A 24,213-nucleotide genomic window follows, 5' to 3' on the forward strand; every position below is an offset into this window, starting at 1 on the left:
GACTCCAGAGTGTAGGATAGCGGGATGGGCAGCGTCGCTCATCCCCTTATCCGGAGGTCATATGCAACACCATCACGCCTGTGGCTGTGGCAAACCCCGCGGCAGCCACACCGCCACAAAACCGCTATGCCAGGTTCCTCAGGCTCGTCCCCTTACCCTTTCGATCCATGCTGCCACGCCTGTCACGGCGGATACGGCAGGCTGTTGCTGCGACAGCGACAGCAGTCCCGGCAGTGATGGCGGGGCGGCAGAGGAAAGTGACCGGCGAGGCGGCGCTTATCCTTTCAGCTGGCAGATCCAGGGGATGGATTGCCCCGCCTGCGCCCGCACCGTTGAAACCGCCGTTCGTCAGGTGAGTGGCGTGACCGACGCCCGCGTTCTTTTCAGCAGCGAGAAGCTGATGGTCAGCGCCGACACTGACGTACAGAATGCGGTTGAACAGGCGGTGAAAAAAGCCGGATTCCGGCTCGCGGCCGCGTCCTCCCCCTCTGCCCCACAGGCCGCGCCAGGCTGGCAGCAAAACCGGATGCTGATTCTGCTGGCGCTGCTGGTGCTCGCCGGTACCCTGCTCAGCCAGCTTGCGCCGGTCTGGGGCGACCGGCTGTTTGTCGTGACCACGCTGGCGGGCCTGATCCCGGTGGCGCGCGCAGCCTGGCAGCGCCTGCGCAGCGGATCGCCATTTACCATTGAGACACTGATGACCGTGGCGTCGGCAGGCGCGCTGATGATTGGCGCACACGCAGAGGCGGCGATGGTGCTGGTCCTGTTTCAGCTGGGCGAACAGCTGGAAAGGTATGCCGCCTCACGGGCGCGCAGCGGCGTCACCAGTCTGATGGCGTTGCGGCCCGAATCCGCGATCCGCCTGCAACAGGGCAAACGTGTTGAGGTATCGCTCACGGCGCTGCAACCTGGTGATGTGATCGAAGTCGCGGCGGGCAGCCGTTTGCCGGTCGATGGCCGGTTACTCAGCCCGATCGCCAGTTTCGATGAGAGCGCCCTGACCGGCGAATCCCTGCCCGTGGCGCGGAGCAGTGGCGAGACGCTGCCTGCCGGTGTCACCAGTATTGACCGGCTGGTGCAGCTGGAGGTGGTGTCGAAGCCCGGTGAGAGTGCCATCGACCGTATCCTGCAGTTGATTGAAGAAGCGGAAACGCATCGTGCCCCGGTTGAACGTTTCATCGATCGGTTCAGTCGCATCTATACGCCGCTGGTGATGCTGCTGTCACTGCTGGTGATGGTGGTGGTGCCGCTCTCTGGCGCAGGCGACTGGCAGCCGTGGATCTACAAAGGGCTGACCCTGCTGCTGATTGGCTGCCCCTGTGCGCTGGTGATCTCTGTCCCCGCTGCCATCACCTCCGGGCTGGCGGCGGCGGCGCGTCAGGGCGCCCTGATCAAAGGCGGGGCGGCGATGGAGCGGCTGAGTTCGCTGCGCTGCATCGCGTTTGATAAAACCGGTACGCTGACGCTGGGCAAGCCCGGACTGACGCAGATCCTGCGGTTTGGCGCGCGCGACGAGATCGCGATCCTGGCACTGAGCGCCGCCGTTGAACAGGGGGCGACGCATCCGCTGGCCAGCGCCATCGTGGCGGCCGCGCAGGCGCGCCATCTGACGCTGCCTGAGGCGCACGATCAGCAGGTGCTGGCGGGACGTGGCATCAGCGCCAGGGTCGCAGACCAACAGGTTCAGCTGCTGACGCCCGCGCATGCCCCCGGACTGACGCCGGAGCAAACGGCGCAGATTGCGCAGCGGGAAGCGGAAGGGGAAACCCTCGTGGTACTGCTGTGTGAGGGCGAGGTGCTGGGTGCCCTGGCACTGCGCGATCGGCTGCGCGACGACGCGGCCGCTGCGGTGCAGGCGCTGAAAAAACTGGGTATTGAAAGCCTGATGCTGACCGGCGATAACCCGCGTGCCGCTGCCACGATCGCCCGCCAGTTGCAGATTGATTATCGCGCCAGCCTGCTGCCCGCCGACAAAGTCGCGGCGGTGCGTGAACGGAGCCGGCAGCAGCCGCTGGCGATGGTCGGGGATGGCATCAACGATGCGCCCGCCATGAAGGCGGCGACCCTGGGGATCGCGATGGGCAGCGGCACCGATGTGGCGCTGGAAGCGGCCGACGCGGCGCTGACGCGAAATCAGCTCGGTCATCTCGCGCCGATGATTGCGCTGGCCCGCCGGACCCGCCGCATCATCCGCCAGAATATCGGCATCGCGCTGGGCTTAAAGGCGATTTTCCTGGTCACCACTCTGCTGGGTCTGACCGGACTCTGGCTGGCGGTGCTGGCCGATTCAGGGGCGACCGCGCTGGTCACCGCCAACGCGCTGCGGCTACTGCGGCGGCACGCCTGAGGATGGAGCAGGCTGACGGCGGTCCGTCCGGCCGTCGTTAACCTGCCATGCCTTTGCGGATCAGGAACTGATAGGGCAGCGTGTCGGTCTGCTGCGCCAGCAGGCCATGCTCCATGAAGCGGCAGAAGCCGGGAATATCGCGGGTGGTCGCCGGATCATCGGCGATGATCAGCAACGTCTCGCCATCCTGCAGGCTGCGTACGGTTTTGCGCACCATCATGACCGGCTCCGGGCAACGCAGGCCACGGGCATCCAGCTGATGGTCGGCAGAGGAAAAAGCATCGCTCATAATCGACTCGGTTCAGGTAAGGGGCGCTCATTCTAGCGCGTGCGGGCGGTGACGCAAGGCGATAACGATTGCGCTAAAATTAACCATTGCATAAAAAGCACAACGCGATAAGATGCCGCCGCTTTTTACTCATAAAACTGCCCGCCACCGCTCGAACGGTGTCGCGCAATGGGTTCCCTCACCCCAACATTAAAAAGGTCGATTATGCTCGCATTTTCTTCACGTCAGCGCATGCATGCGCTTTTCTGGTTGTCGTTGTTTCACCTGCTGGTGATCACCTCCAGTAACTACCTGGTCCAGCTGCCGGTTGCTATCTTTGGTTTCCACACCACCTGGGGCGCATTCAGCTTTCCGTTTATCTTTCTGGCGACCGATCTCACCGTGCGTATCTTTGGCGCACCGCTGGCCCGACGCATTATTCTGGCGGTCATGATCCCGGCGCTGTTTATCTCCTATGGCATCTCTTCCCTCTTCTATCAGGGAGAATGGCAGGGCTGGCAGGCGCTGGAACAGATGAACCTGTTTGTGGCTCGTATCGCCTGCGCCAGCTTTATGGCCTACGCGCTGGGTCAGATCCTTGACGTTCACGTCTTTAACCGTCTGCGCCGGCTGCCGCAGTGGTGGGCCGCACCGGGCTGCGCCATGTTCCTGGGGAACATCAGCGACACCCTGGCCTTCTTCTTTATCGCTTTTTACAAGAGCCCCGATGCGTTTATGGCGCAGCACTGGGTCGAGATCGCCCTGGTGGATTACAGCTTCAAGGTGCTGATCTGCATGATCTTCTTCCTGCCTGCCTATGGTGTGCTGCTCAACGCGGCGCTGAAACGCCTGGCGGAACGTCAGGCCACCCGCCAGGTCAACTTCGGCTAAACCTGGCCCGGCAGGCGTCAGGGGCAGACGGACAAACAGACGTCTGCCCGGCCAGAGGCTCATACGCTCTGCCATTCCGGCAATTATCCGCTAAGATCTTCTGACAATCATCAGGTTGCGTTTGCAGCCTGATTCCTGTTGTATGAGTGCCTGACCGGAAACTGAAAAAAGGGATTCTGATGCGCAAGCTGGTGAAATATGTAGGAATGAGTTTACTGGTGCTGGGCTTAGCGGCCTGTGACCAGAAGAAAGAGGAGGCGGCGAATGACAACGGCGTCAGCGCCAGTCAGTCAGCCCAGACTGTCACACTTATGGATGGCAAGCTGAGCTTCTCACTGCCACCAGGCATGTCAGATAAAAGCGGTAAGCTGGGTTCGCAGACCACTAACATGCACGTTTATGCCGATGAAACCGGTGCCCGCGCCATTATCGTGATTGCCGGCGAGCCGACCAGTGACGCGCTGGATGTGCTGTCACAGCGCATGGAGCAGCAGCAGCGTAATCGTGATCCGCAGTTGCAGGTGGTGTCGAACAAAGCCGTGACGCTGAAAAATCAGCCCGCGCAGCAGCTGGATACCGTGATTTCCGCCAATAATCAGACCTCATGGTCGTCCGTGATTCTGGCGAAAGTCGATGGCAAGCTTGTGACGCTGCAGATTACGCTGCCAGGCGATAATCAGCAGCAGGCGCAGAGCAACGCTGACAGTATTGTGAAAAGTATTACCCTGAAGTAAATCGCAGGCTGACTTCTCTGCCCGGCAGAGAAGTCAGCTTAAAAGCCTTTTACAGACCGGCATTCTCGCGAATATATCTGCGGGCTTTAACCGCATATTCGAAGGGATTCGCCAGCGCCGGATCCTGCTCCGCTTCCACCACCATCCAGCCTTTATAACCATAATCATCCAGAATTCTGAACACCGGCTTAAAGTCGATCACGCCATCGCCCGGTACGGTAAAGGTGCCCTTTTTGACCCCTTCCAGAAACGAGAGATGGTTCTCGCGGACGTCGGCGACGACCTCATCGCGCACATCCTTGAGGTGAACGTGGAAGATACGCGGCAGGTGCGTTTCCAGTACCGCCAGCATCTTCTGCTGTGAGCCCTCGGAGTAGTAAATATGGCCGGTGTCGTAGAGCAAACCGACCTGCTCGTCAGTCATCGCCATAAAGCGATCGATCTCTTCCGGGGTCTGAATACCGGTGCCCATGTGATGATGCAGCGTGACGCGCATCCCCTTCTCTGCCGCAATCCGCGCCAGCTCATTGTAGCCTTCTGCGGTTAAGCGCCACTCTTCATCCGTGAAAACGGGTTTCTGCTCAAACACCGCCAGTTCGGTGCCCTGAATACTTTTGCTCTGCTCTGAGCAGCCAATCACCCGTGCGCCCATCGCATGCAGGAAGTTCATGTGTTCGATGAACGCGCTGAGCGTTTTCTCTCTGTCACCACGGGCAAAAAAGGTGCTGAACCAGGCGTTACAGATCTCAATGCCGCGAATGTCGAGCATCGGTTTCAGAATCGCCGGATCGCGGGGATATTTACTGCCGACCTCGCTGCCGGTAAATCCAGCCAGCGCCATCTCACTGACCGTCTGCTGAAAAGTATTTTCACTGCCAAGCGCCGGCATATCGTCATTGGTCCAGCCGATCGGCGCGATCGCCAGTTTTACATTCTCTTTGTTCATCGTCATGTTCCCGGGCCGCATTCAGGGCGAAATCAGTTGTAAAAAGCAGGGCGTGGCGGCATCTCTACCGGCTCAATGGCACCGCTGTTTTGCGCTTTAATGCAGGCATCGGCGGCCACAGAGGCGGCAAAACCATCCCAGGCAGAAGGACCGGTCAGCTGTCCTGCCTGAATGTCGTTGATAAATGCCTGCAGCTCCACGTCATAGGCTTCGATAAAGCGATCTTTCCAGTCCACCAGAATCGTGTTCGACAGACGGGCATCTTTACGCAGCTGTACCGAAGAGGGTTCCGGCAGACGGGCAATGCCCTCTTCGCCAACCACTTCGCACTGAATGTCATAGCCATACGCGCAGTTAACGAAGATTTCGACGTCGATGCGCACCCCTTTCTGAGTTTCAAACAGCACGATCTGCGGATCTTTCAGCTGACTGTGAGACTTCGACGTCACGCGCGGGAAGACCACCTGCACCGTTTTGTAGTCGTCGCTGGTCAGCCAGCGCAGCACGTCCAGCTCATGGATCAGGGTGTTGGTAATCGCCATCGGCGTGGTGTAGTTCTCCGGCACGGTCGGGTTGCGGTGTGCGCAGTGCAGCATCAGCGGCTCACCAATGTCGCCGTCGGTGATCACCTTTTTCAGCGCACGGTAGCCCGCATCGTAGGGACGCATAAAGCCGACCTGCACCAGACGTTTTCCTGCCTGAATCTCCGCATCGACGACCCGGCGGCAGCCCTCGGCGCTCATCGCCAGCGGCTTCTCGCAGAACACCGGTTTACCGGCGGCAATCGCCGCCAGGGTGAACTCTTCATGGGTCGGATCCCATGAGGTCACCAGCACCGCATCGACGTTGGGCGACTGAATCACATCATGGCCATTCTGGAACACCTCCGCCTCGATGTTCAGGCGCTGGAGGGCGGCACGCGCACCGTCGACATTAATGTCAGAGACGGCCACAACCTGGGCACCCTGCAGCACATGGCTGCAGCGGCGAATATGTTCCTGACCAATTGCACCTGTACCGATAACACCAAGTTTCAAAGTCATAATTACACCTGTGTAGGGTTCGTACGGAGAAGAGGAAAACGGCTCTTAAAATTAATACTTTCGTGCCTGATCCAGATGGCTGTTGAGCTTATCCGCCACCGCCTGCGCGCGTTCAGTGTTTGAAGCCTGCGCCACGCCGACATGCCACCAGCTGAAATATTTGTGGATCATGGTTTTTGGCAGCACTTTGATGTCGATAAGAGTCGAAACCGTCTGAGTACGTGCATCTTCCAGCGCGGCGCTGAGTTCCTCCAGCGTGGTCACACGGTAGGTTTTACAGCCGTAACCGGCGGCGATCGCGGCAAAATCGACCGGGATAAAGCCGCCATCCAGCCTGCCACTCTCCGGATTACGGAAGCGGAACTCGGTGGTAAAACTGTCCATGCCGTGTTCCATCTGCAGATTGTTGATGCAGCCGTTGGTCATGTTATCCAGCAGCACCACGTTGATCTTCGCCCCCTCCTGAACCGACGTGACCAGCTCAGAGTGCAGCATCATAAAGGAGCCATCACCGACCAGCGCATAGACCTCGCGCTGCGGCTGGGCCAGCTTCGCGCCCAGCGCCGCATTGACCTCGTAACCCATGCAGGAGTAGCCATATTCGACGTGATAGGCGTTGTAATCCCGGGTGCGCCAGACACGCTGCAGGTCGCCCGGCAGGCTGCCCGCGGCTGCCACGATGACCGCCTCTTTCGGCAACTGCTCATTGAGGGTGCCGAGCACGCTGCTCTGCGTCAGCAGGGATTGTGTCAGGCGGCGGAACTCCGCAAATACCGCCTCGCGATCCAGATGGTCAGCGATCTCCGGCACAAAGTCGCCATCGTGATATTCGGCCTGATAGACGCGCTGCGTCTCTTCCAGCAGCTGACGCTGCGCCTGCGCAATCTGACTGCCCCAGTCGTTGCTGTAGTGCTGTGAGGCCAGTCCCGCCGTCAGCGCCGTCAGTCCCTCACGGGCGTCGGCCAGCAGCTGGACACCGTCCAGCTTGTAGCTGTCGAAGTTGCTGACGTTAACGTTCAGGAAACTCACTTCGGGATGCTGGAAAATCCATTTCGAGGCGGTGGTGAAGTCGGTATAGCGGGTGCCAATCCCGATCACCAGGTCAGCCTCTTTCGCCAGCAGGTTAGCGGCCAGCGATCCGGTCTCGCCCACGCCGCCCAGGTTCAGCGGATGATCGGAAACCAGCGTGCCTTTGCCCGCCTGCGTCTCTGCGAAAGGGATCTGATAGCGTTCGGCGAACTGCCGCAGCGCCTCGCCCGCTTCGGAGTACTTCACCCCGCCGCCGCAGATAATCATCGGCTTGCGCTTACGGGTGATCAGCGTCAGGGCATCCGCCAGCTGTGCTGCCACCGGCAGGCGGCGATCCAGACGGTGAACCCGTTTCTGGAAGAAATAGTCGGGATAGTCCCAGGCTTCGCCCTGTACATCCTGCGGCAGCGATAGCGTTACCGCACCGGTTTCGGCCGGATCGGTCAGGACACGCATGGCATTGATGCAGGCGGACATCAGCTGTTCCGGGCGGCTGACGCGATCCCAGTATTTGCTGACGGCACGAAAAGCGTCGTTGGTACTGATGCTGAGATCGTAGCTCTGCTCAATCTGCTGCAGTACCGGATCGGGCTGACGGGTGGCGAAGACATCGCCGGGCAGCAGCAGCAGTGGAATACGGTTAGCGGTCGCGGTTGCCGCTGCGGTGATCATATTGGCCGCGCCAGGCCCCACAGATGAACTGCAGGCGATAATCTGACGACGCAGTGACTGGCGGGCAAAACCGGTGGCGGCGTGGGCCATGCCCTGCTCGTTACGCCCCTGCCAGACCACCAGATCGCCGCTGTCCTGCTCCAGCGCCTGGCCCAGCCCCAGCACGTTGCCGTGGCCGAAGATAGCGAAGATGCCTTTAACAAACTTCGTTTCGACACCATCCACATCGATAAATTGATTATCAAGAAATTTAACCAGCGCCTGTGCCGTGGTCAGTCTGATTGTGCCCATATTCATCCTTACATGCTGGTGGACCCCGACCTCCGCGACACCCCGCCATACGTGGTTATCGACGGAACAGGCGACCGGAATAACTGAAACGTGAGGCGATTATAAACAAATATATTTTTCATAAAACATGATTACAGAAGAAACATTTCATTTTGCGAGTGAGATCAAATTTAGCGGTTGCAGCGGGTCTGGCGGGAGAAAGCGGCAGGAAAATCCGGAACGTTTTACCGTGCAGCGAGCGGGATGAAAAAATTCATTTCAGTGGGGGCAGCGTGCCCTGGCGACGAAGAGATCTCTGCGATCGGCCTCACAACCCTGACATGGCGCGCATCGGGATAGCGGATTGCGCGCCGGTGGGTCAGGATCAGGAGTTTTACCTGGTTCACATATTTGCGACGGATATTTCATTACAAGTTGTTTATGAAATTTTTATTCCTCATACTGCCGCTACAGCCAGTGAGACATTCACAGACCCGGGAGCCGGGCAGACATGACGTTGCTCGTTTCGCTCGCCAGCTCTGCTAATCACAGAAGGAAACCACAGGTATGCGTACAGAACAGAAGCCGCTTGATGTGATTTGTATCGGGCGAATCGCCGTTGATTTTTATGGCCAGCAGATCGGGGCGAGACTGGAAGATGTCACCTCCTTCGCGAAATATCTGGGAGGTTCGTCAGGCAATGTCGCCTATGGCACCGCCATTCAGGGACTGAAATCGGCGATGCTGGCGCGCGTGGGCGATGAGCACAACGGTCGCTTTCTGCGTGAAGCGTTGCAGCGTGTGGGCTGTAACACTGACGCGCTGATCACCGATCCGCGGCGTCTGACCGCCCTGGTGATCCTCGGTATTAAAGATGAAGAGACCTTCCCGCTGATTTTCTACCGCGATAACTGTGCCGACATGGGCCTGGTGCCGGAAGATATCGACGAGGCCTTTATTACCTCTTCCCGCGCGGTGGCGGTGACCGGAACCCACCTGTCCCATCCACAGACGCGGGCAGCCGTGCTGAAAGCGCTGGATATCGCCCGCCGTCACGGCCTGCGCACCGCGCTGGATATCGATTATCGTCCGGTTCTGTGGGGGCTGACCTCGCCGGGCGATGGCGAAACCCGCTTCATTGAGTCCTCTCAGGTCACTCAGCAGCTTCAGGAAGTGGTGCACTATTTCGATCTGATCGTCGGCACCGAAGAGGAGTTTCACATTGCCGGTGGCAGCACCGATACTCTGACCGCGCTGAAGAGCGTGCGTCAGGCGAGTCAGGCTACGCTGGTCTGCAAACGCGGCCCGCTGGGCTGCGTGGTATTTGAGGGTGAAATACCGGATAGCTGGGACCAGACGCAGCTGCACACGGGCGTGCGGGTTGACGTGCTAAACGTGCTGGGTGCGGGCGATGCCTTTATGTCTGGCCTGCTGCGCGGCTGGCTGAACGATGAGGGCTGGGAACAGGCGTGCCGCTACGCCAACGCCTGCGGCGCACTGGTGGTTTCACGCCACGGCTGCGCCCCCGCTATGCCTACCAGGGCGGAGCTGGATGATTTTCTGAGCCGCGATGATGCGGTAAAACGTCCCGATCTCGACAGTCGTCTGAACCATCTGCACCGCGTCACCACCCGCAGGCAGTCCTGGCCAGAGCTGAATGTCTTCGCCTTTGACCACCGCAAGCAGCTGGCGGAGATGGCCCAGGAGGCGGGTGTCGATGAAAGCCGCATCCCGCCGCTGAAGCTGCTGCTACTGAAAGCGGCACAGCAGGCGGCCGAAGAGGCGGGATTAGAGAATAAAAGCGGCATTCTGGCCGATACCACCTACGGACAGAAAACGCTGAATGCCATTACCGGTAAGAACTGGTGGATTGGTCGCCCGATCGAGCTACCGGGCTCACGTCCGCTGCGTCTGGAGCATGGCAATATCGGCTCTCAGCTGATCGACTGGCCCGCCGAGCATGTCGTGAAATGTCTGGTCTTCTATCATCCTCATGACAGTGCTGAACTGCGAAAAGAGCAGGATGAGCTGCTGCTTGACGTCTGGAAGGGCTGCAACAAGAGCGGTCACGAACTGCTGCTGGAGGTGATTCTGCCTGAGAGCCATCCGGACAAGAACGAGGTTTATTACGTCGATATGCTGAGCCACTTCTACAGCCTGGGCATTAAGCCTGACTGGTGGAAACTGCCGCCGCTTTCGGCCGAATGCTGGCAGACGATTGGTCGCCTGATTGAGCAGCAGGATCCTGACTGTCGCGGCATTCTGCTGCTTGGCCTGGATGCGCCCGAAGAGAAGCTCAAAGCTGGTTTTGCGGCGGCGGCTGACGCACCCTGGGTAAAAGGTTTCGCGGTAGGCCGCACCATCTTTGGTCAGCCTTCCCGCCAGTGGCTGCAGGGTGAGCTGGATGATGAGGCGCTGATTGAGACGGTTAAGGGCAACTATCTGCGGCTGATTGAGCACTGGCGCACTGCCCGTGCCTGATTCACTGCGGCTCTGCCAGACGCCATCCCGGACGGGATGGTGTTAACCTTTCTGACGACGTTTGCATGGGCTGCTGTGAGGCCGTGCAGCCACAGTGAACAGGGTCAGAGCGGAGAAACGTCATCGCCGCCATGCCTGCTCGTTAAGCTAAGCCGCTGCAGCCAGCTCCGATTGTTCAGCACTCCGCCCTCCTCCCACCCGGATGTTATTCTGACCCGTGACGCTCCTCTCCCCCGCAGACATTCCACGCCGCTCTTTACATGGTTATTGCCTGTCAGGCGGCGCGCTGACGCTAATCTGTGAACCATTTCATAAAGACATGAAATAAATTGTACTGCTGACGCAAACAAATGAAATTTTCCATCCATCTGGTACTATAGCGCTCATTATGCAGCCATTATTTCCAGGACACGGGCAGACGTGATGAACAATAATCCCACCCAACTTTCTCTGTTGCAGGACGATATTCGTCGCCGCTACGAAACGCTGAGTAAGCGGCTTAAACAGGTTGCGCGCTATATCCTTGATAACAGTAACAGTATCGCCTTTGATACCGTTGCCTCAATTGCCCAGCAGGCCGATGTGCCGCCTTCAACGCTGATCCGTTTTGCCAATGCGTTTGGCTTCAGCGGCTTCAACGAAATGAAACAGGTTTTTCGTCAGCACCTGATGGAGGAGACGGTCAACTATACCGAGCGCGCGCGTCTGTTCCGTCAGACCGCCACGGACGACAGCGCCAGTGCGCCTGAGAGCCCGGCGGAGATCCTGAATGTCTTTACCATGGTGAACAGTCAGGCCCTGCAGCAGCTGGCGATGCAGGTTAATCCTGAGCAGCTCAACAAAGCGGTGAAGCTGCTGAACGAGGCGGAAAATATCTATGTCATCGGCCTGCGCCGCTCTTTCAGCGTGGCCTCCTATCTGGTCTATGCGCTGCGCCATCTGGAGCGTCGTGCGTTCCTGATCGATGGTCTGGGGGGGATGTTTACCGAGCAGCTCAGCCTGGTGAACCCGAAGGATGTGGTGATTGCGATCAGCTACTCACCCTATGCGCGCGAAGCGGTTGAAGTGGTGGAGATGGGGGCCAAGCGCGGCGCACATCAAATCGCCATTACCGACAGCCAGGTCAGCCCGCTGGCCGCCTTCAGCGATGTCTGCTTTGTCGTGCGTGAGGCCCAGGTTGATGGCTTCCGTTCTCAGGTCGCCTCTCTCTGTCTGGCGCAGACGCTGGCGGTTTCCCTGGCGCTCAACAACGCGGAAACCTCCTGAATCTGACCGGCTCGCCTTGCAGAAAGGGCAGCCCAAGGGCTGCCCTTTTTCACTGCCTGAAACCGTTCCGGCGTTACTCGGTGCGCGGATAGCGGTCGCTGTTGACCCAGGCGTGATCTTTCTCCCAGCTGAATTTCCACAGCCGCACCGGCCCTGCCATGACATTCAGATAGTAGTTGTTGTAACCCGCCAGCGTTGCCACCGGATGATAGCCGCGTGGCACCATCACCACATCGCGATTGTAGGGGGCCATACAGAGATCCAGCGAACGGTCGTCGGTGTAAACGCGCTGCATGGCAAAACCCGGCTCCGGATCGAAACGGTGATAGTAGGTCTCTTCCAGATAGGTTTCGTTTTCACTCTCCTCCTGGTCGTGCTTGTGGCTGGGATAAGAGCTGGTGTCGCCCTCGTTGGTATAGACCTCAACCACCAGCAGACTGTCTGCCGGTTCACTGTCAGGCAGAATATTGTGGACCAGGCGCTGATTGCGCCCTTTTCCGCGATGTTCGACGCCGACATCCGCAGGTGAAATCAGTCGCGCCGGCAGATTCCCCTGACCGGGTGCGTTACAGACGGCCAGTTCGAGATCGCTGTCCGCGTAAACGACCACCTCATCATCATGCGGTACATAGACGGAATAGGGCGGCACGCGCTCAAAGGGCGACATGCGCTGACCAATGCCGGGGAACTCAGCATGGCGGGTTTTTACCGAGGCCAGCCCGGCAACCAGCACCAGGCACAGCTCTTTATCACCGCTGCTCAGGTGCAGGGTTTCCCCTTTTTTAAGCAGATAGGCATCAAAGCCAACATAACGCCAGCCTGCCCGCTCAGGCGTAACATGCTGAATACGGCCCTGCGCGTCAGGGGCCTGGGCTTTCGACAGTAAAGACATCCTGATCCTCCTCTCTGTCACGATTGACGCTGCAGTACCTCGCTGCGCGGTGCCAGCGAATAACGCGACCGGCAGAGTAGCCTGCCGGTCGCGCATCCTGATCAGCGTTGAAATAGATTAGCCGAGTGTCGGCATACTGAATTCAGACACGGTCTGCTGCCCGGATGGCCAGCGCACGGTGGCCGTCTTCATTCGGGTGTAGAAGCGAACGCCATCCGGCCCGTGAACATTGAGTGCGCCAAAGACGGATCGTTTCCAGCCGCCGAAACTGTGAAACGCCATCGGCACCGGAACCGGCACGTTAACGCCCACCATGCCCGCTTCCACGTTCTGCACAAATTCACGCGCGGTATGCCCGTTGCTGGTGAAAATCGCACTGCCGTTGCCAAACTCATGGCTGTTAACCAGCTGCAGCGCCTGGGTATAGTCGGGCGCGCGCATGATGCTCAGCACCGGTCCGAAGATCTCTTCACGCCAGATCACCATGTCCGGCGTGACGTTATCGAACAGCGTGCCGCCGACGTAGTAACCTCCGGCATGGCCTTCCACCTGGACGCGACGGCCATCGACCACCAGCTTCGCCCCTTCCTGCTCGCCTTTGTCGATGTAACCCAGCACTTTCTTCTGGTGCGCCGCCGAGACCACCGGTCCCATCTCATTCTCATCCGCGCCCTGATTCATGCCAGGGCCGATGCGCAGCGCCTTCACCAGCGGTGTCAGACGGGCAATCAGTTTGTCGGCCGTATCATTGCCTACCGCGACCACGACCGGCAGCGCCATGCAGCGTTCACCGGCGGAACCAAATGCCCCGCCCATAATGGCGTTCACAGTGGCATCCAGATCGGCATCCGGCATCACAATCGCGTGGTTTTTCGCCGCGCCAAACGCCTGGACGCGTTTGCCATGGGCGCTGGCCGTTTTATAAATATGTTCTGCCACGCCCGAAGAGCCGACAAAGCTGACTGCGGCAATGCGGGGATCTTTATAGAGCTGTTCGGCATCTTCATTTGAGCTGTGGACCACGTTGAAGACCCCATCAGGCAGGCCCGCTTCGGTCAGCAGTTCCGCCATGCGCACCGAGGCCGAAGGGTCCAGCGCAGGGGGCTTCAGTACAAAGGTGTTACCGCAGGCCAGCGCGATCGGGAACATCCAGAGCGGCACCATTGCCGGGAAGTTAAACGGCGTAATGCCTGCCACGACCCCGACCGGTTGCATCAGCGAGAAGCTGTCCACCCCGCCGCCGACATTCGGCGAGTACTCCCCTTTAAGCAGATGCGGGATCCCGCAGGCAAACTCGATGACTTCAATGCCGCGTGTCAGTTCGCCCAGCGCATCTGACCAGACTTTGCCATGTTCAGAGACAATCAGTGCCGCCAGCTCATCGCGATGCTGTTCCATCAGGGCTTTAAAGTTAAACAGCACGCGGGCGCGACGCAGCGGCGAGGTTTTCGACCAGTCGGCAAACGCATTGTGCGCCACGCTAATCGCATGGGCCACCTCATCAGCGGTGCTTTGCGTCAGTTCACGGATGACGTTGCCCGTGGCGGGATCGTAAACAGGAATGGTTTCGTTGCTGGCGCTGAGGGTAGTTTTACCGCCAATGAAGTTACCTATGATCGTCATGATGTTGCCTCTTTAAATGGTGAAGTTCCCTGCAGACGGCCCCTGCAACCTGCCACGCTGCCTGACCAGGCAAACCTGAAAGCGTAGTATGAAGCTATTACAGTGGAATAAATTTTTCAAATAGTTCTTTTTGGAAAATTTGCTTTTAGCGGCACAGATCGCATTTTCCCGGTTGCTCTTGCCCTGAAGGCGTGCTGCTGGTCGCAGGAGGTTATCTCAGGCCAGCACACGCCTGGCCGTGTTACATCCGGGGCGTACAGGGGAGAGAACAGTGCGAACCTTAGCGGGTTTTGAGGCATCTGACTGAAACGCAGCAGGGAATTAATGCGAGGCTGATCTAACAATTTAAATTTCACAATTCCCTATTAATGAAATAAATGTTTTCTTTAGTCGCCATACCCTCCTTTTCCTGGAGTTATCGCATGGCTATCGATCCCACCCGTTTCTGCATCAATCGCAAAATTGCGCCCCGGCTTTCGCTGGAGGCATTTTTTCAGCTGGTTCAGCGGCTGGGACTGAGCAAAGTTGAGCTGCGCAATGACATGCCGGGCGGCAGCGTCACCGACGATCTCAGCACCAGCCAGCTGCGGGCGCTGGCCGACAGATACCAGATCGATATCGTGACCATCAATGCGCTCTATCCGTTTAACCGTATTGATGACGATCTGCTGAACCGCGCGGAGGCGCTGCTTCGGACAGCACAGCAGATCGGCGCGAAGGCGCTGGTCATGTGCCCGCTGAATGAGGGCATCGCCCTGTCCTCTCAGCAGACCCAGGCGGCGATGCAGCAACTGGCCCCGCGCTTTGCACATTACGGCATTCAGGGGCTGGTTGAGCCGCTGGGTTTCCCCGTCAGTTCGCTTCGTTCAGCCGTACAGACGCAACAGTTAATCGCTGCGGCGGGCGTGCCCTTTAAGCTGCTGCTGGACACCTTCCATCATCATCTTTATGAGGAGGCTGAGCAGGAGTTTCCGGCGGGCATTGATGCGGAACAGATCGGGCTGGTGCACCTGTCCGGCGTGGAAGATCGCCGTCCGACCGCCGAACTCACCGATGAGGAGCGCATCATGCTGAGTGACAGTGATGTGCTGAAGAGCGTGGTGCAGGTCAGACGCCTTGAGATGCTGGGCTATAAAGGGCTTTACGCCTTTGAGCCTTTCTCCAGCCAGCTTAACAACTGGACTCCGGCAGAGATTGAGCGCCAGATCCGCCATAGCATTGAACTGCTGCAGGCCTGAGTGCGGCATTGCACAGGTTGCGGGCGGGCACCGGACACGACGCGGCGCCGTCGTCGTGCCCGATGCTAGTCTGAAGCGGCGTCTGCCGCCTGACGCCGCTGCAGGCGCAGCGTGCAGAAAAACGCCACACAGACCAGTAAAGCCGTCAGCAGATAGACGCGGGAAACCCCGGCGTAGGTCATGATGAATCCGGCCAGCGGGCCGGTAATGCCCAGCGAAAGATCCATAAAGGCGGTGTAGGTTGCCAGCGCGCTGCCCTGATTCTGCTGTGGCATCACTTTTACCGCCACGCCCCCCAGCGCCGGAAACACCAGCGAGAATCCGGCCCCGGTCAGAAAGGCGCCCGCTTTGGCCATCCAGGGCTCGCCCGCCGCGGCAACCAGAAACAGCCCGGCCGCTTCAACCGCCAGGCAGAGGCTGGCGACCCGCAGGCCACCGTGACGGTTAATGGCGTTCGGGAACAGCAGACGCGCGCCGACGAAGGCGCCGCTGAACAGAGAGAGGGCAAAGGCGGCCCCTTCCCAGCCCTTCTCCTGATAGAACAGAGTAATAAAGGTGGCGATGACGCCAAATCCGGCCGACCCCATCGCCAGAATGGCACCAAAACCCGCAACTTTTCCCAGCACCGCCCTAAACGGCAGCGGCCTGGCCCGGCTCGCTTTTACCGCCGGGCGCGGCACCGCACAGGCGATACCCACAATGCAGATAGCCACAATCACCAGCGACAGCCACAGCAGTCCGCCCGCCCGGAATATCATCACGCCGAGCGGCGCGCCTATCGCCATCGCGCCGTAGGTGACGATGCCGTTCCAGGAGATGACCCGGCCGATGTGCAGCGAACCGACCCGCGCCACCCCCCACAGTGAGGTGCCCGTGCCGGTAAAACTCTGACCCACGCCAAGGATCAGCCTGCCCAGACAGAGCAGCGTCAGGCTTAGCAGCGGTGAGGCGATCAGCGCCGCCAGCAGAATACAGAAACCGCTGATCAGGCAGCCTGCCAGGCCTATCACCACCACTTTTTTTGGGCCCCAGAGATCGGCATAGCGTCCGGCATGTGGCCGGCTCAGCAGCGTCGCCACATACTGCAGGCTGATCACCAGCCCGGCCCAGAACGCGCTGAACCCCAGCTGCTCATGGACCCATCCCGGCAGCACCGCCAGCGGCAGACCGATGGTGAGATAGCTGGCGAAGTTGTAGGCCACGATAGAGAGGATCAGCAGAGAGATGCTTACATTGCCGGTTGGCGTATTCGGTTCCGCTGCAGGCTGTTCAGGCATGAGTCCTCACGCGCGTATTAGGCTGAATGATAAGGTTTATCCTTTCACTATACCTGCTTTCGCCACCGGCGCATCACAATGGCCGGCGATCCGGCCGCCGCGCCTGCCCAGCCAGGCCGCCGTACACCGGCCGGAAAGTGATGGCGAGAGCGGAATGGGGTGGCGCTGATTATCCCGCCTTTCCGCCGCTGCGATTTACCGTTTCTCTGATAAATCAGATTGTTAATTTTCTTTCAGCTAAACTGGTAACAGCCAATTTACGTCACGGGAGAGGGCATGAGCGAGCTGCAACGGGAAAAGATCGGACAAAACATTCTGATTAAACTGGCGATGCTGGTCATCATCCTCGCCGGTATCCGGGCTGCGTCCGATATTCTGGTCCCGCTTCTGCTGGCGGCGTTCTTTGCCATCGTCCTCAATCCGCTGGTCACGATGCTGATGCGCCGTGGCTTCCGTCGCGGACTGGCGATCGGGCTGGTAATCACAGTGATCTTCTGTGTGATCGTCCTGCTGGGGGCGGTCATTGCCAGCTCGATGAGCGAATTTTCCGAGCTCTATCCGCAGCTGCGCGCCACTATGGAGCAGAAAATGACGGTGCTGCAGCATCTGGCGGCAGGCTTTCATCTCAATATCTCAACCAATGCGCTGGTTCAGCATTTCGACCCGAATACCATGATGAATCTGGCCCGGGCGGCGCTGAGCGGTTTTTCCGGGGCGATGACCAACACCGTGCTGTTGGTGCTGACCGTGGTCTTTATGCTGTTTGAGGTCCATCACCTGCCTTACAAGATGCGCAACGCGCTGGTGAATCCGAAAATCCGCATCGCCGGGCTGCATAAAGCACTGAAAGGCGTTACCCACTATCTGGCGCTGAAGACCCTGGTGAGCCTGATTACCGGTCTCTCGGTCTGGCTGACGCTCTATCTGCTGGATGTGAAGTTCGCGCTGCTGTGGGCCGTCGTGGCGTTTATCCTTAATTTTATTCCCAACATTGGCCCGATTATCGCCGGCATTCCCCCTTTCCTGCAGGCGCTGCTGCTGAACAGCCTGTTTGATGCGGCGATGGTGGCGGCGCTGTTTACCGCGATCCATATGGTGTTCGGTAACATGCTGGAACCGCGTCTGATGGGGCGCGGTCTTGGCCTGTCGACGCTGGTGGTGTTCCTGTCACTGGTGTTCTGGGGCTGGCTGCTGGGCCCGGTCGGCATGCTGCTCTCGGTGCCGCTCACCAGCATTACTAAAATCCTGATGGAAACCACGCCGGGCGGCAGCCGTCTGGCGATCATGCTGGGCACCGGCAGACCGAAGCGGGCGCGGGGATTAACCAAGTAGCCGCTGCTGAACGTGCTGCAGATGGCTCTCCATTGCCTGGCGGGCCGCCACGTCATCGCCCGCCACAATGGCCTGCGCAATCTGCTGATGGTCAGCATTCATCTCCTGCGCAACGCTGTTATCAGCGAAATAGCGTTCCAGCCGCTGCACATGCGGGCTGTGGCGTCGGTTCCATAATTGCTCCAGCATGTCGCGCAGGAGATCGTTACCGCTCATCTCGCTGATCAGCAGATGAAAGCGTTTATCCTGTGCCAGAAAAGCCGCATCGTTTTCATTGTGCTGCTGCAGTTCTGCGGTCAGTGCCAGCAGTTCTGCCCGCTGCGCGTCAGTACCGTGCCGTGCCGCCAGGCCTGCCAGCATCCCCTCAAAGGCTTCGCGCGCCTGCAGAAGATCCTGCAGACTGCAGGCTTCACTCTCCTGCGGCATCGCGCTCTGCGGCAGCGGCTGTGCAACAAAGACGCCGGTGCCGGTGCGGATATCGACCCAGCCAGTCATCTCCAGCGCAATCAACGCCTCACGCACTGACGAGCGGCTGACGCCCAGCTGCTTCGCCAGCTCACGTTCCGGCGGCAGCAGTCCTCCCGCGACGAAGTCCCCACGCGCGATACCGTCCATAATGGCGTTGGCAATCTGGCGATAGAGACGCTCAGTTTTGATTACAGCCAGGGTCATTACCTTCTCCTTTTACTCCGCTTAACAGCGGTCGCGGCCGATGCAGTTTGTCACGCTGCGATCCGGATCACGGCCCTGTTTTTCCCGCTATCATACTCTTGGTCCAGCGGCCTGACCACTGGGCCACATCACAGTTAAGGAGTGAAGATGGAACATACATGGCGATGGTACGGCCCGAACGACCCGGTTTCACTGGATGATGCGCGTCAGGCGGGCGCGACCGGTATCGTGACGGCGCTGCACCATATCCCCAATGGCGAAGTCTGGCCGGTTGAGGAGATTAAAGCGCGTCAGGCCCTGCTGGCGGAAAAAGGGCTGGTCTGGTCGGTCGTGGAGAGCATCCCGGTTCATGAGGCAATCAAAACGCAGCGAGGTGACTACCTGCGCTATATCGCCAATTATCAGCAGTCGATACGCAATCTGGCCGCCTGCGGCATTGATACCGTCTGCTACAACTTCATGCCGGTGCTGGACTGGACGCGCACCGACCTCGCCTGGACGCTGCCGGATGGCGCAAAAGCCCTGCGCTTTGACGCCGACGCCTTCGCCGCCTTTGAGCTTTACCTGCTAAAGCGGCCCGGCGCAGAGCAGGATTACAGCGCAGCCGAGCAGCAGGCCGCCGCTCAGTGCTTCGCCGCCATGAGTGAAGAGGAGAAAAACACCCTGGTCCGCAACATTATCGCCGGTCTGCCGGGTGCCGAAGAGGGGTACACCCTGGAGCAGTTTCAGGTTCAGCTGGCGCAGTATGACGGCATTGATAAAGCAAAACTGCGTGAGCATATGGCGACCTTCCTGCGCGCCATCGTGCCGGTCGCGGAAGAGACGGGCATCCGGCTGGCGGTGCATCCGGACGATCCACCGCGCCCTATCCTGGGTCTGCCGCGCATTATCTCTACCCAGGAAGATATGCAGTGGCTGAAAGAGACGGTCGACAGCCTGCATAACGGCTTCTGTTTCTGCACCGGCTCCTATGGGGTCCGTGCCGACAACGCGCTGGTTGAGATGGCGGAAACCTATGCTGACCGCATTAACTTCGTCCACCTGCGCGCCACGAAACGCGAGGAGAATCCGGCCAGTTTCCATGAGGCGGCGCATCTGGCGGGCGACGTCGATATGGTCGGCGTGATTAAAGTGATTCTGGCGGAAGAGCAGCGCCGTCGCCGGAGCGGCCAGTTGAGAGCGATTCCGATGCGTCCCGATCATGGTCACCAGATGCTGGATGACCTGCACAAACGCACGAACCCTGGCTACTCCGCCATCGGCCGTCTGAAAGGGCTGGCTGAGCTGCGTGGCGTCGAAGTGGCGCTGACGCAGATCTATTTTGCCGACTGAGCAGCAGAACCCTGGTCCGCGAGCGGGTCAGGGTTCTGCTGCCGGCTGCGGCCGCCAGGCGCGCCGTCTCTCCTCCCGTTATCAGCGGATCTGCGCTGAAAGCCAACGAAGCCAAAACAACCTGTCAATAAATGCAAAGTCTGGTCGATAATTGACCTGAGTCAGTTCTGTCGATCGCAAAAACGCTAATCTGCACCGCCCGGAGAAATGCTATGCTGCACCACGTATTAGCCCCTCCGCTCAATACGAAAAAATCTCAGAGGATTTAGCGGTGCCGCTACTGAAACGAAAACGTGATTACGCCAGGCTGGTGATTATTATTTCCGGCCTGCTTCCTCTGGTTATTGGCCTTTTCTTTACCGCGCTTGATGCGCGCCACACCGTCCAGCAGCAGCAGGTGAGTGCGGCACATACGCTGCTCTCTCAGGCCGAACGAATGAGCGACAGCGCCTGGAATATGATCACCACGCTGCGCCAGTTTCAGCATCAGCCCTGCAGCCAGATTGAAAGCCAGTTACAGCGCATCGGCTCACTGAATCCCTATTTCCGCGCCGTCGGCAAGATCGAGCGGGGTGAGATCGCCTGCTCATCAGCCTACGGTTCAGAGCCTACCCCGCTGAAAGAGATGATCATGCGTGACAGGCCGATCACCGGCAAAGCCTGGTGGAGCCTGTCAATTGCCGGAACCTCCGGCGTGCCGGATCGGCCGGCCGTGATTTTCATGCGCGAGCTGCCCGACGGTGAAGGTTTCTGGGCCGTGATCGACGGGCAGTATCTGATCGATTTTATGCGCGCGATCGGCAGCACACACCATTATCGTTTCAGCATGACCTTCAGCGACGGCGCACCGATCGCGTCTGGCGCACACATCACGGCATCCCGCTGGTTTGAGCCGCTGATTTATCAGACCCCCTCCGGTCGCTATCCGCTCTCCGTCACCCTGGTCGCCTCTCCCGCCGAGCTCATCACCGCGTGGCGTCAGGTAATCTTTATCATCATGCCGATGGCGGCCATCTTCTCTATTCTGCTGATGGTCGTGATGGCGAACTGGCTGCAACGGCGGATTTCATGGCGCGATGAGATACGACGGGCCATCGCCAGCGACCAGTTCAGGGCGCACTATCAGCCGGTTTATGATAATCAGCGGCAACGCTGCAGCGGCGCGGAAGTGCTGCTGCGCTGGATCACGCCCGATGGTCAGGGCATCCGGCCCGATATCTTTATCGGTGCAGCCGAAGCGGAGGGGATGATTGTGCCGCTGACCCGCCATCTGCTCGATCTGATCGCCGTGGATGTGCAGACGTGGCAGGTTGCGCCCCACTTCCATCTGGCGATTAACGTGGCGGCAGACCATCTTCAGCATCCCGACTTTGTGGACGACATGCTGCAGTTTGCCGAGCGGGTAAAGAGTAAACAGTTCCTGATTACCCTGGAGCTGACCGAACGCAGCCTGATCAAAGATGGCGCGGAGGTCGCCCGCAAGCTGGACCGGTTACGGCGCTGCGGAATGAAGGTCGCCATTGATGACTTTGGCACCGGCCACTGTTCGCTGAGCTACCTGCAGACCTTCACGATGGATTATCTCAAGATCGATCGCGGCTTTATCAACGCGATTGAATCCCTTGAGGGCCGCACCCCGGTGCTGGACGCGATTATCCAGCTCAGTCATCAGCTGGAACTGGAGGTGCTGGGTGAAGGCGTTGAGAGTGCGTTGCAGTTTCGCTATCTGCAACAGCGCGGCGTCGTCTTTATTCAGGGCTACTACTATGCCCGTCCGATGGATAACGAGGCGCTGGTCGCCTGGCTGGCCGCCCAGGGTGAAGAGCCGGTTAAGCTGGAACCCCATCTGCAGAAGCCGGAGAGTGCCAGCGCCTGATCCCGCCTTAAGCCGCAGTGAAACGCCAACGCTGCGGCTCCCCTTCATCCGCTTTCAGCGCAGTTCCGGCCCCGAAACCGCTGTTTCTGCTAATCTGAATCGGTGCCGGCAGCCGATTTCCGGCATTGCTCATCATTTGTCGCTCATTTTTCCTGTTTATCCGCTGAAAAAACCGGCAGTCGTCACGCAGCGTGATAATTTTCTGGCGTCGCTAAACAGCGTAAATCCCCAGCCCTGACGGTCAGTTATGGCTCAAACATGACAGATATCACACAAAAACGGTATACTCTGTCGCTGTTCGGAATAATTACAACAGTAATTATTGTATCGGCGAACGCCTGAATAGCGCTTATTTACGGCTATGCTTAAATTTCTCAACGCAGCGGTCTGACTGCTTCATCCCGGCTCGCGCCGTTGAGAACTTTCGTGTTCCATTACAGGGTAATTCTATGAAATTGCGTAGGAAGCGTGTAAAACCAATTGGGATCAATGATGTCACCATCATTGATGATGCCCGTTTACGTAAAGCCATCACCGCAGCCTCTCTGGGTAACGCGATGGAGTGGTTCGACTTTGGTGTTTATGGCTTTGTTGCCTATGCGCTGGGTAAAGTCTTCTTCCCCGACGCGTCACCGGGTGTGCAGATGATCGCAGCACTGGGCACCTTCTCCGTGCCCTTCCTGATCCGTCCGCTGGGTGGTCTGTTCTTCGGTATGCTGGGCGACAAATATGGTCGCCAGAAAATTCTCTCTATCACCATTATCATCATGTCGGTCAGTACCTTCTGTATCGGCCTGATACCTTCTTATGCCTCTATCGGCATCTGGGCACCGATTCTGCTGCTGCTCGCCAAGATGGCGCAGGGCTTTTCGGTGGGTGGTGAGTACACCGGCGCCTCGATCTTTGTCGCCGAGTATTCGCCTGACCGTAAACGCGGCTTTATGGGAAGCTGGCTCGACTTTGGCTCCATCGCAGGCTTCGTGCTGGGCGCGGGCCTGGTGGTACTGATCTCCTCGATTATCGGCGAAGCCAACTTCCTTGAGTGGGGCTGGCGTCTGCCGTTCTTCGTGGCGCTGCCGCTGGGGATTATCGGTCTTTACCTGCGCCATGCGCTGGAAGAGACCCCGGCCTTCCAGCAGCATGTGGATAAGCTGGAACAGGGCGACCGCGAAGGCCTGCAGGATGGCCCGAAGGTGTCGTTTAAAGAGATTGCGACCAAACACTGGCGCAGCCTGCTCTCCTGTATCGGTCTGGTTATCGCCACCAACGTCACCTACTACATGCTGCTGACGTACATGCCGAGCTACCTGTCTCACAACCTGCACTACAGCGAAGATCACGGCGTGATGATCATCATCGCCATCATGATCGGTATGCTGTTTGTTCAGCCGATGATCGGCATGATGAGTGATCGTTTTGGCCGTCGTCCCTTTGTGATTGTCGGCAGCCTCGCCCTGATGATCTTCTCGATTCCCGCCTTCATGATGATCAACAGCGGCGTGCTGGGTATGATTTTTGGCGGTCTGCTGCTGATGGCGGTGATCCTCAACGCCTTTACCGGTGTGATGGCCTCTTCCCTGCCAGCGATGTTCCCGACGCACATCCGCTACAGTGCGCTGGCCAGTGCGTTTAACATTTCGGTGCTGATTGCCGGTCTGACGCCAACCCTGGCGGCCTGGCTGGTTGAAACCACGGACAACCTCTACATGCCCGCCTACTATCTGATGGTGGTGGCCGTGATTGGTCTGATTACCGGTCTGTTCATGAAAGAGACGGCGAACAAGCCGCTGAAAGGCGCAACGCCGGCCGCCTCTGACATGAAAGAAGCGCGCGAAATTCTGCAGGAGCATCACGATAACATCGAGAACAAAATCGAAGATATCGACGCAGAGATCGCCCGTCTGGAAGCGAAACGTAAAAACCTGGTGCAGCAGCACCCGGATATCAACGAGTAATCGTTCTGCTCTCCCGCCGCCCGGCGGGAGAGCACTTTTCCCCGCGCACGACCGCACACAAACCTTCAT

At 58.8% G+C, this 24,213-nt stretch carries 19 protein-coding genes; 11 read left to right on the plus strand and 8 right to left on the minus strand.

Features of this window, described 5'->3' with window-relative positions; genetic code table 11:
• Positions 1–61: 61 nt before the first annotated feature.
• Positions 62–2,347 (plus strand): zinc/cadmium/mercury/lead-transporting ATPase, encoded by a 2,286-nt coding sequence (locus ACR6AS_RS18505; RefSeq protein ID WP_434163429.1) that lies wholly within the window; start codon positions 62–64, stop codon positions 2,345–2,347.
• Positions 2,348–2,384: 37 nt separating this feature from the next.
• Here ACR6AS_RS18505 and tusA read toward each other — a convergent pair whose 3' ends face one another.
• A complete protein-coding gene (gene tusA, locus ACR6AS_RS18510; protein ID WP_010253330.1) occupies positions 2,385–2,636 on the minus strand; it encodes a sulfurtransferase TusA in 252 nt (83 codons plus the stop codon).
• A gap of 204 nt (positions 2,637–2,840) precedes the next feature.
• Here tusA and ACR6AS_RS18515 point away from each other — a divergent pair, with 204 nt between their 5' ends.
• Together ACR6AS_RS18515 and ACR6AS_RS18520 are read left to right on the plus strand one after the other, a co-directional pair.
• Positions 2,841–3,506: a 7-cyano-7-deazaguanine/7-aminomethyl-7-deazaguanine transporter gene (locus ACR6AS_RS18515; RefSeq protein WP_111141893.1), complete on the plus strand. Its 666-nt coding sequence runs from the start codon at positions 2,841–2,843 to the stop codon at positions 3,504–3,506.
• Between the two features lie 179 nt (positions 3,507–3,685).
• The gene (locus tag ACR6AS_RS18520; protein WP_434163432.1) at positions 3,686–4,240 is read left to right on the plus strand and encodes a DcrB family lipoprotein; all 555 of its coding nucleotides are present in this window, start codon (positions 3,686–3,688) and stop codon (positions 4,238–4,240) included.
• Positions 4,241–4,289: 49 nt separating this feature from the next.
• Here ACR6AS_RS18520 and iolE read toward each other — a convergent pair whose 3' ends face one another.
• The 3 genes from iolE to iolD are packed head-to-tail and all read right to left on the minus strand — an operon-like array spanning position 4,290 to position 8,221.
• Positions 4,290–5,186, minus strand: coding sequence for a myo-inosose-2 dehydratase (gene iolE, locus ACR6AS_RS18525; protein ID WP_111141889.1), 897 nt, complete (start codon positions 5,184–5,186; stop codon positions 4,290–4,292).
• A 32-nt stretch (positions 5,187–5,218) separates the two neighbouring features.
• Positions 5,219–6,229: a bifunctional inositol 2-dehydrogenase/D-chiro-inositol 1-dehydrogenase gene (gene iolG, locus ACR6AS_RS18530; RefSeq protein WP_111141887.1), complete on the minus strand. Its 1,011-nt coding sequence runs from the start codon at positions 6,227–6,229 to the stop codon at positions 5,219–5,221.
• A 51-nt stretch (positions 6,230–6,280) separates the two neighbouring features.
• A complete protein-coding gene (gene iolD / locus ACR6AS_RS18535; RefSeq protein ID WP_434163435.1) occupies positions 6,281–8,221 on the minus strand; it encodes a 3D-(3,5/4)-trihydroxycyclohexane-1,2-dione acylhydrolase (decyclizing) in 1,941 nt (646 codons plus the stop codon).
• 546 nt (positions 8,222–8,767) lie between these two features.
• On the opposite strand from iolD, the gene ACR6AS_RS18540 reads away from it, so the two are divergent.
• Both ACR6AS_RS18540 and ACR6AS_RS18545 read left to right on the plus strand, forming a co-directional pair.
• Complete coding sequence (locus ACR6AS_RS18540; RefSeq protein ID WP_293773265.1) at positions 8,768–10,681, plus strand: bifunctional 5-dehydro-2-deoxygluconokinase/5-dehydro-2-deoxyphosphogluconate aldolase; 1,914 nt, start codon at positions 8,768–8,770, stop codon at positions 10,679–10,681.
• Positions 10,682–11,104: 423 nt separating this feature from the next.
• Positions 11,105–11,947 (plus strand): MurR/RpiR family transcriptional regulator, encoded by an 843-nt coding sequence (locus ACR6AS_RS18545; protein ID WP_293773263.1) that lies wholly within the window; start codon positions 11,105–11,107, stop codon positions 11,945–11,947.
• Between the two features lie 73 nt (positions 11,948–12,020).
• Here ACR6AS_RS18545 and iolB read toward each other — a convergent pair whose 3' ends face one another.
• Positions 12,021–12,839, minus strand: a complete 819-nt coding sequence (gene iolB / locus ACR6AS_RS18550) for a 5-deoxy-glucuronate isomerase (protein ID WP_111139268.1) — start codon at positions 12,837–12,839, stop codon at positions 12,021–12,023.
• Positions 12,840–12,956: 117 nt separating this feature from the next.
• Positions 12,957–14,462 carry a CoA-acylating methylmalonate-semialdehyde dehydrogenase gene (locus ACR6AS_RS18555; protein WP_434163440.1) on the minus strand — a complete coding sequence of 502 codons (1,506 nt, stop codon included), beginning with the start codon at positions 14,460–14,462 and terminating at the stop codon, positions 12,957–12,959.
• 422 nt (positions 14,463–14,884) lie between these two features.
• Between ACR6AS_RS18555 and ACR6AS_RS18560 the strand changes: the two genes are divergently transcribed.
• Positions 14,885–15,700, plus strand: a complete 816-nt coding sequence (locus tag ACR6AS_RS18560; protein WP_434163442.1) for a TIM barrel protein — start codon at positions 14,885–14,887, stop codon at positions 15,698–15,700.
• 65 nt (positions 15,701–15,765) lie between these two features.
• Here ACR6AS_RS18560 and ACR6AS_RS18565 read toward each other — a convergent pair whose 3' ends face one another.
• Positions 15,766–16,977: an MFS transporter gene (locus tag ACR6AS_RS18565; RefSeq protein ID WP_434163444.1), complete on the minus strand. Its 1,212-nt coding sequence runs from the start codon at positions 16,975–16,977 to the stop codon at positions 15,766–15,768.
• 276 nt (positions 16,978–17,253) lie between these two features.
• Between ACR6AS_RS18565 and ACR6AS_RS18570 the strand changes: the two genes are divergently transcribed.
• On the plus strand, positions 17,254–18,309 hold the full coding sequence (locus tag ACR6AS_RS18570) for an AI-2E family transporter (protein ID WP_111139272.1): 1,056 nt from the start codon (positions 17,254–17,256) through the stop codon (positions 18,307–18,309).
• Here ACR6AS_RS18570 and ACR6AS_RS18575 read toward each other — a convergent pair.
• On the minus strand, positions 18,298–18,981 hold the full coding sequence (locus ACR6AS_RS18575; RefSeq protein ID WP_434163447.1) for a FadR/GntR family transcriptional regulator: 684 nt from the start codon (positions 18,979–18,981) through the stop codon (positions 18,298–18,300). The genes ACR6AS_RS18570 and ACR6AS_RS18575 overlap by 12 nt on opposite strands.
• Positions 18,982–19,128: 147 nt before the next feature.
• Here ACR6AS_RS18575 and uxuA point away from each other — a divergent pair, with 147 nt between their 5' ends.
• From uxuA to proP, 4 genes are all read left to right on the plus strand, one after another.
• Positions 19,129–20,313, plus strand: coding sequence for a mannonate dehydratase (uxuA, locus tag ACR6AS_RS18580; protein ID WP_111139274.1), 1,185 nt, complete (start codon positions 19,129–19,131; stop codon positions 20,311–20,313).
• 271 nt (positions 20,314–20,584) lie between these two features.
• Positions 20,585–22,189 carry an EAL domain-containing protein gene (locus ACR6AS_RS18585; RefSeq protein ID WP_434163450.1) on the plus strand — a complete coding sequence of 535 codons (1,605 nt, stop codon included), beginning with the start codon at positions 20,585–20,587 and terminating at the stop codon, positions 22,187–22,189.
• A complete protein-coding gene (locus ACR6AS_RS18590) occupies positions 22,176–22,427 on the plus strand; it encodes a hypothetical protein (RefSeq protein ID WP_367395899.1) in 252 nt (83 codons plus the stop codon). The genes ACR6AS_RS18585 and ACR6AS_RS18590 overlap by 14 nt, the downstream gene beginning before the upstream one ends.
• Before the next feature lie 211 nt (positions 22,428–22,638).
• The gene (gene proP, locus ACR6AS_RS18595) at positions 22,639–24,144 is read left to right on the plus strand and encodes a glycine betaine/L-proline transporter ProP (protein ID WP_434163453.1); all 1,506 of its coding nucleotides are present in this window, start codon (positions 22,639–22,641) and stop codon (positions 24,142–24,144) included.
• Positions 24,145–24,213: the final 69 nt, after the last annotated feature.

It is taken from the genome of Pantoea phosphatilytica, from assembly GCF_051025615.1.
GTDB lineage: Bacteria > Pseudomonadota > Gammaproteobacteria > Enterobacterales > Enterobacteriaceae > Pantoea.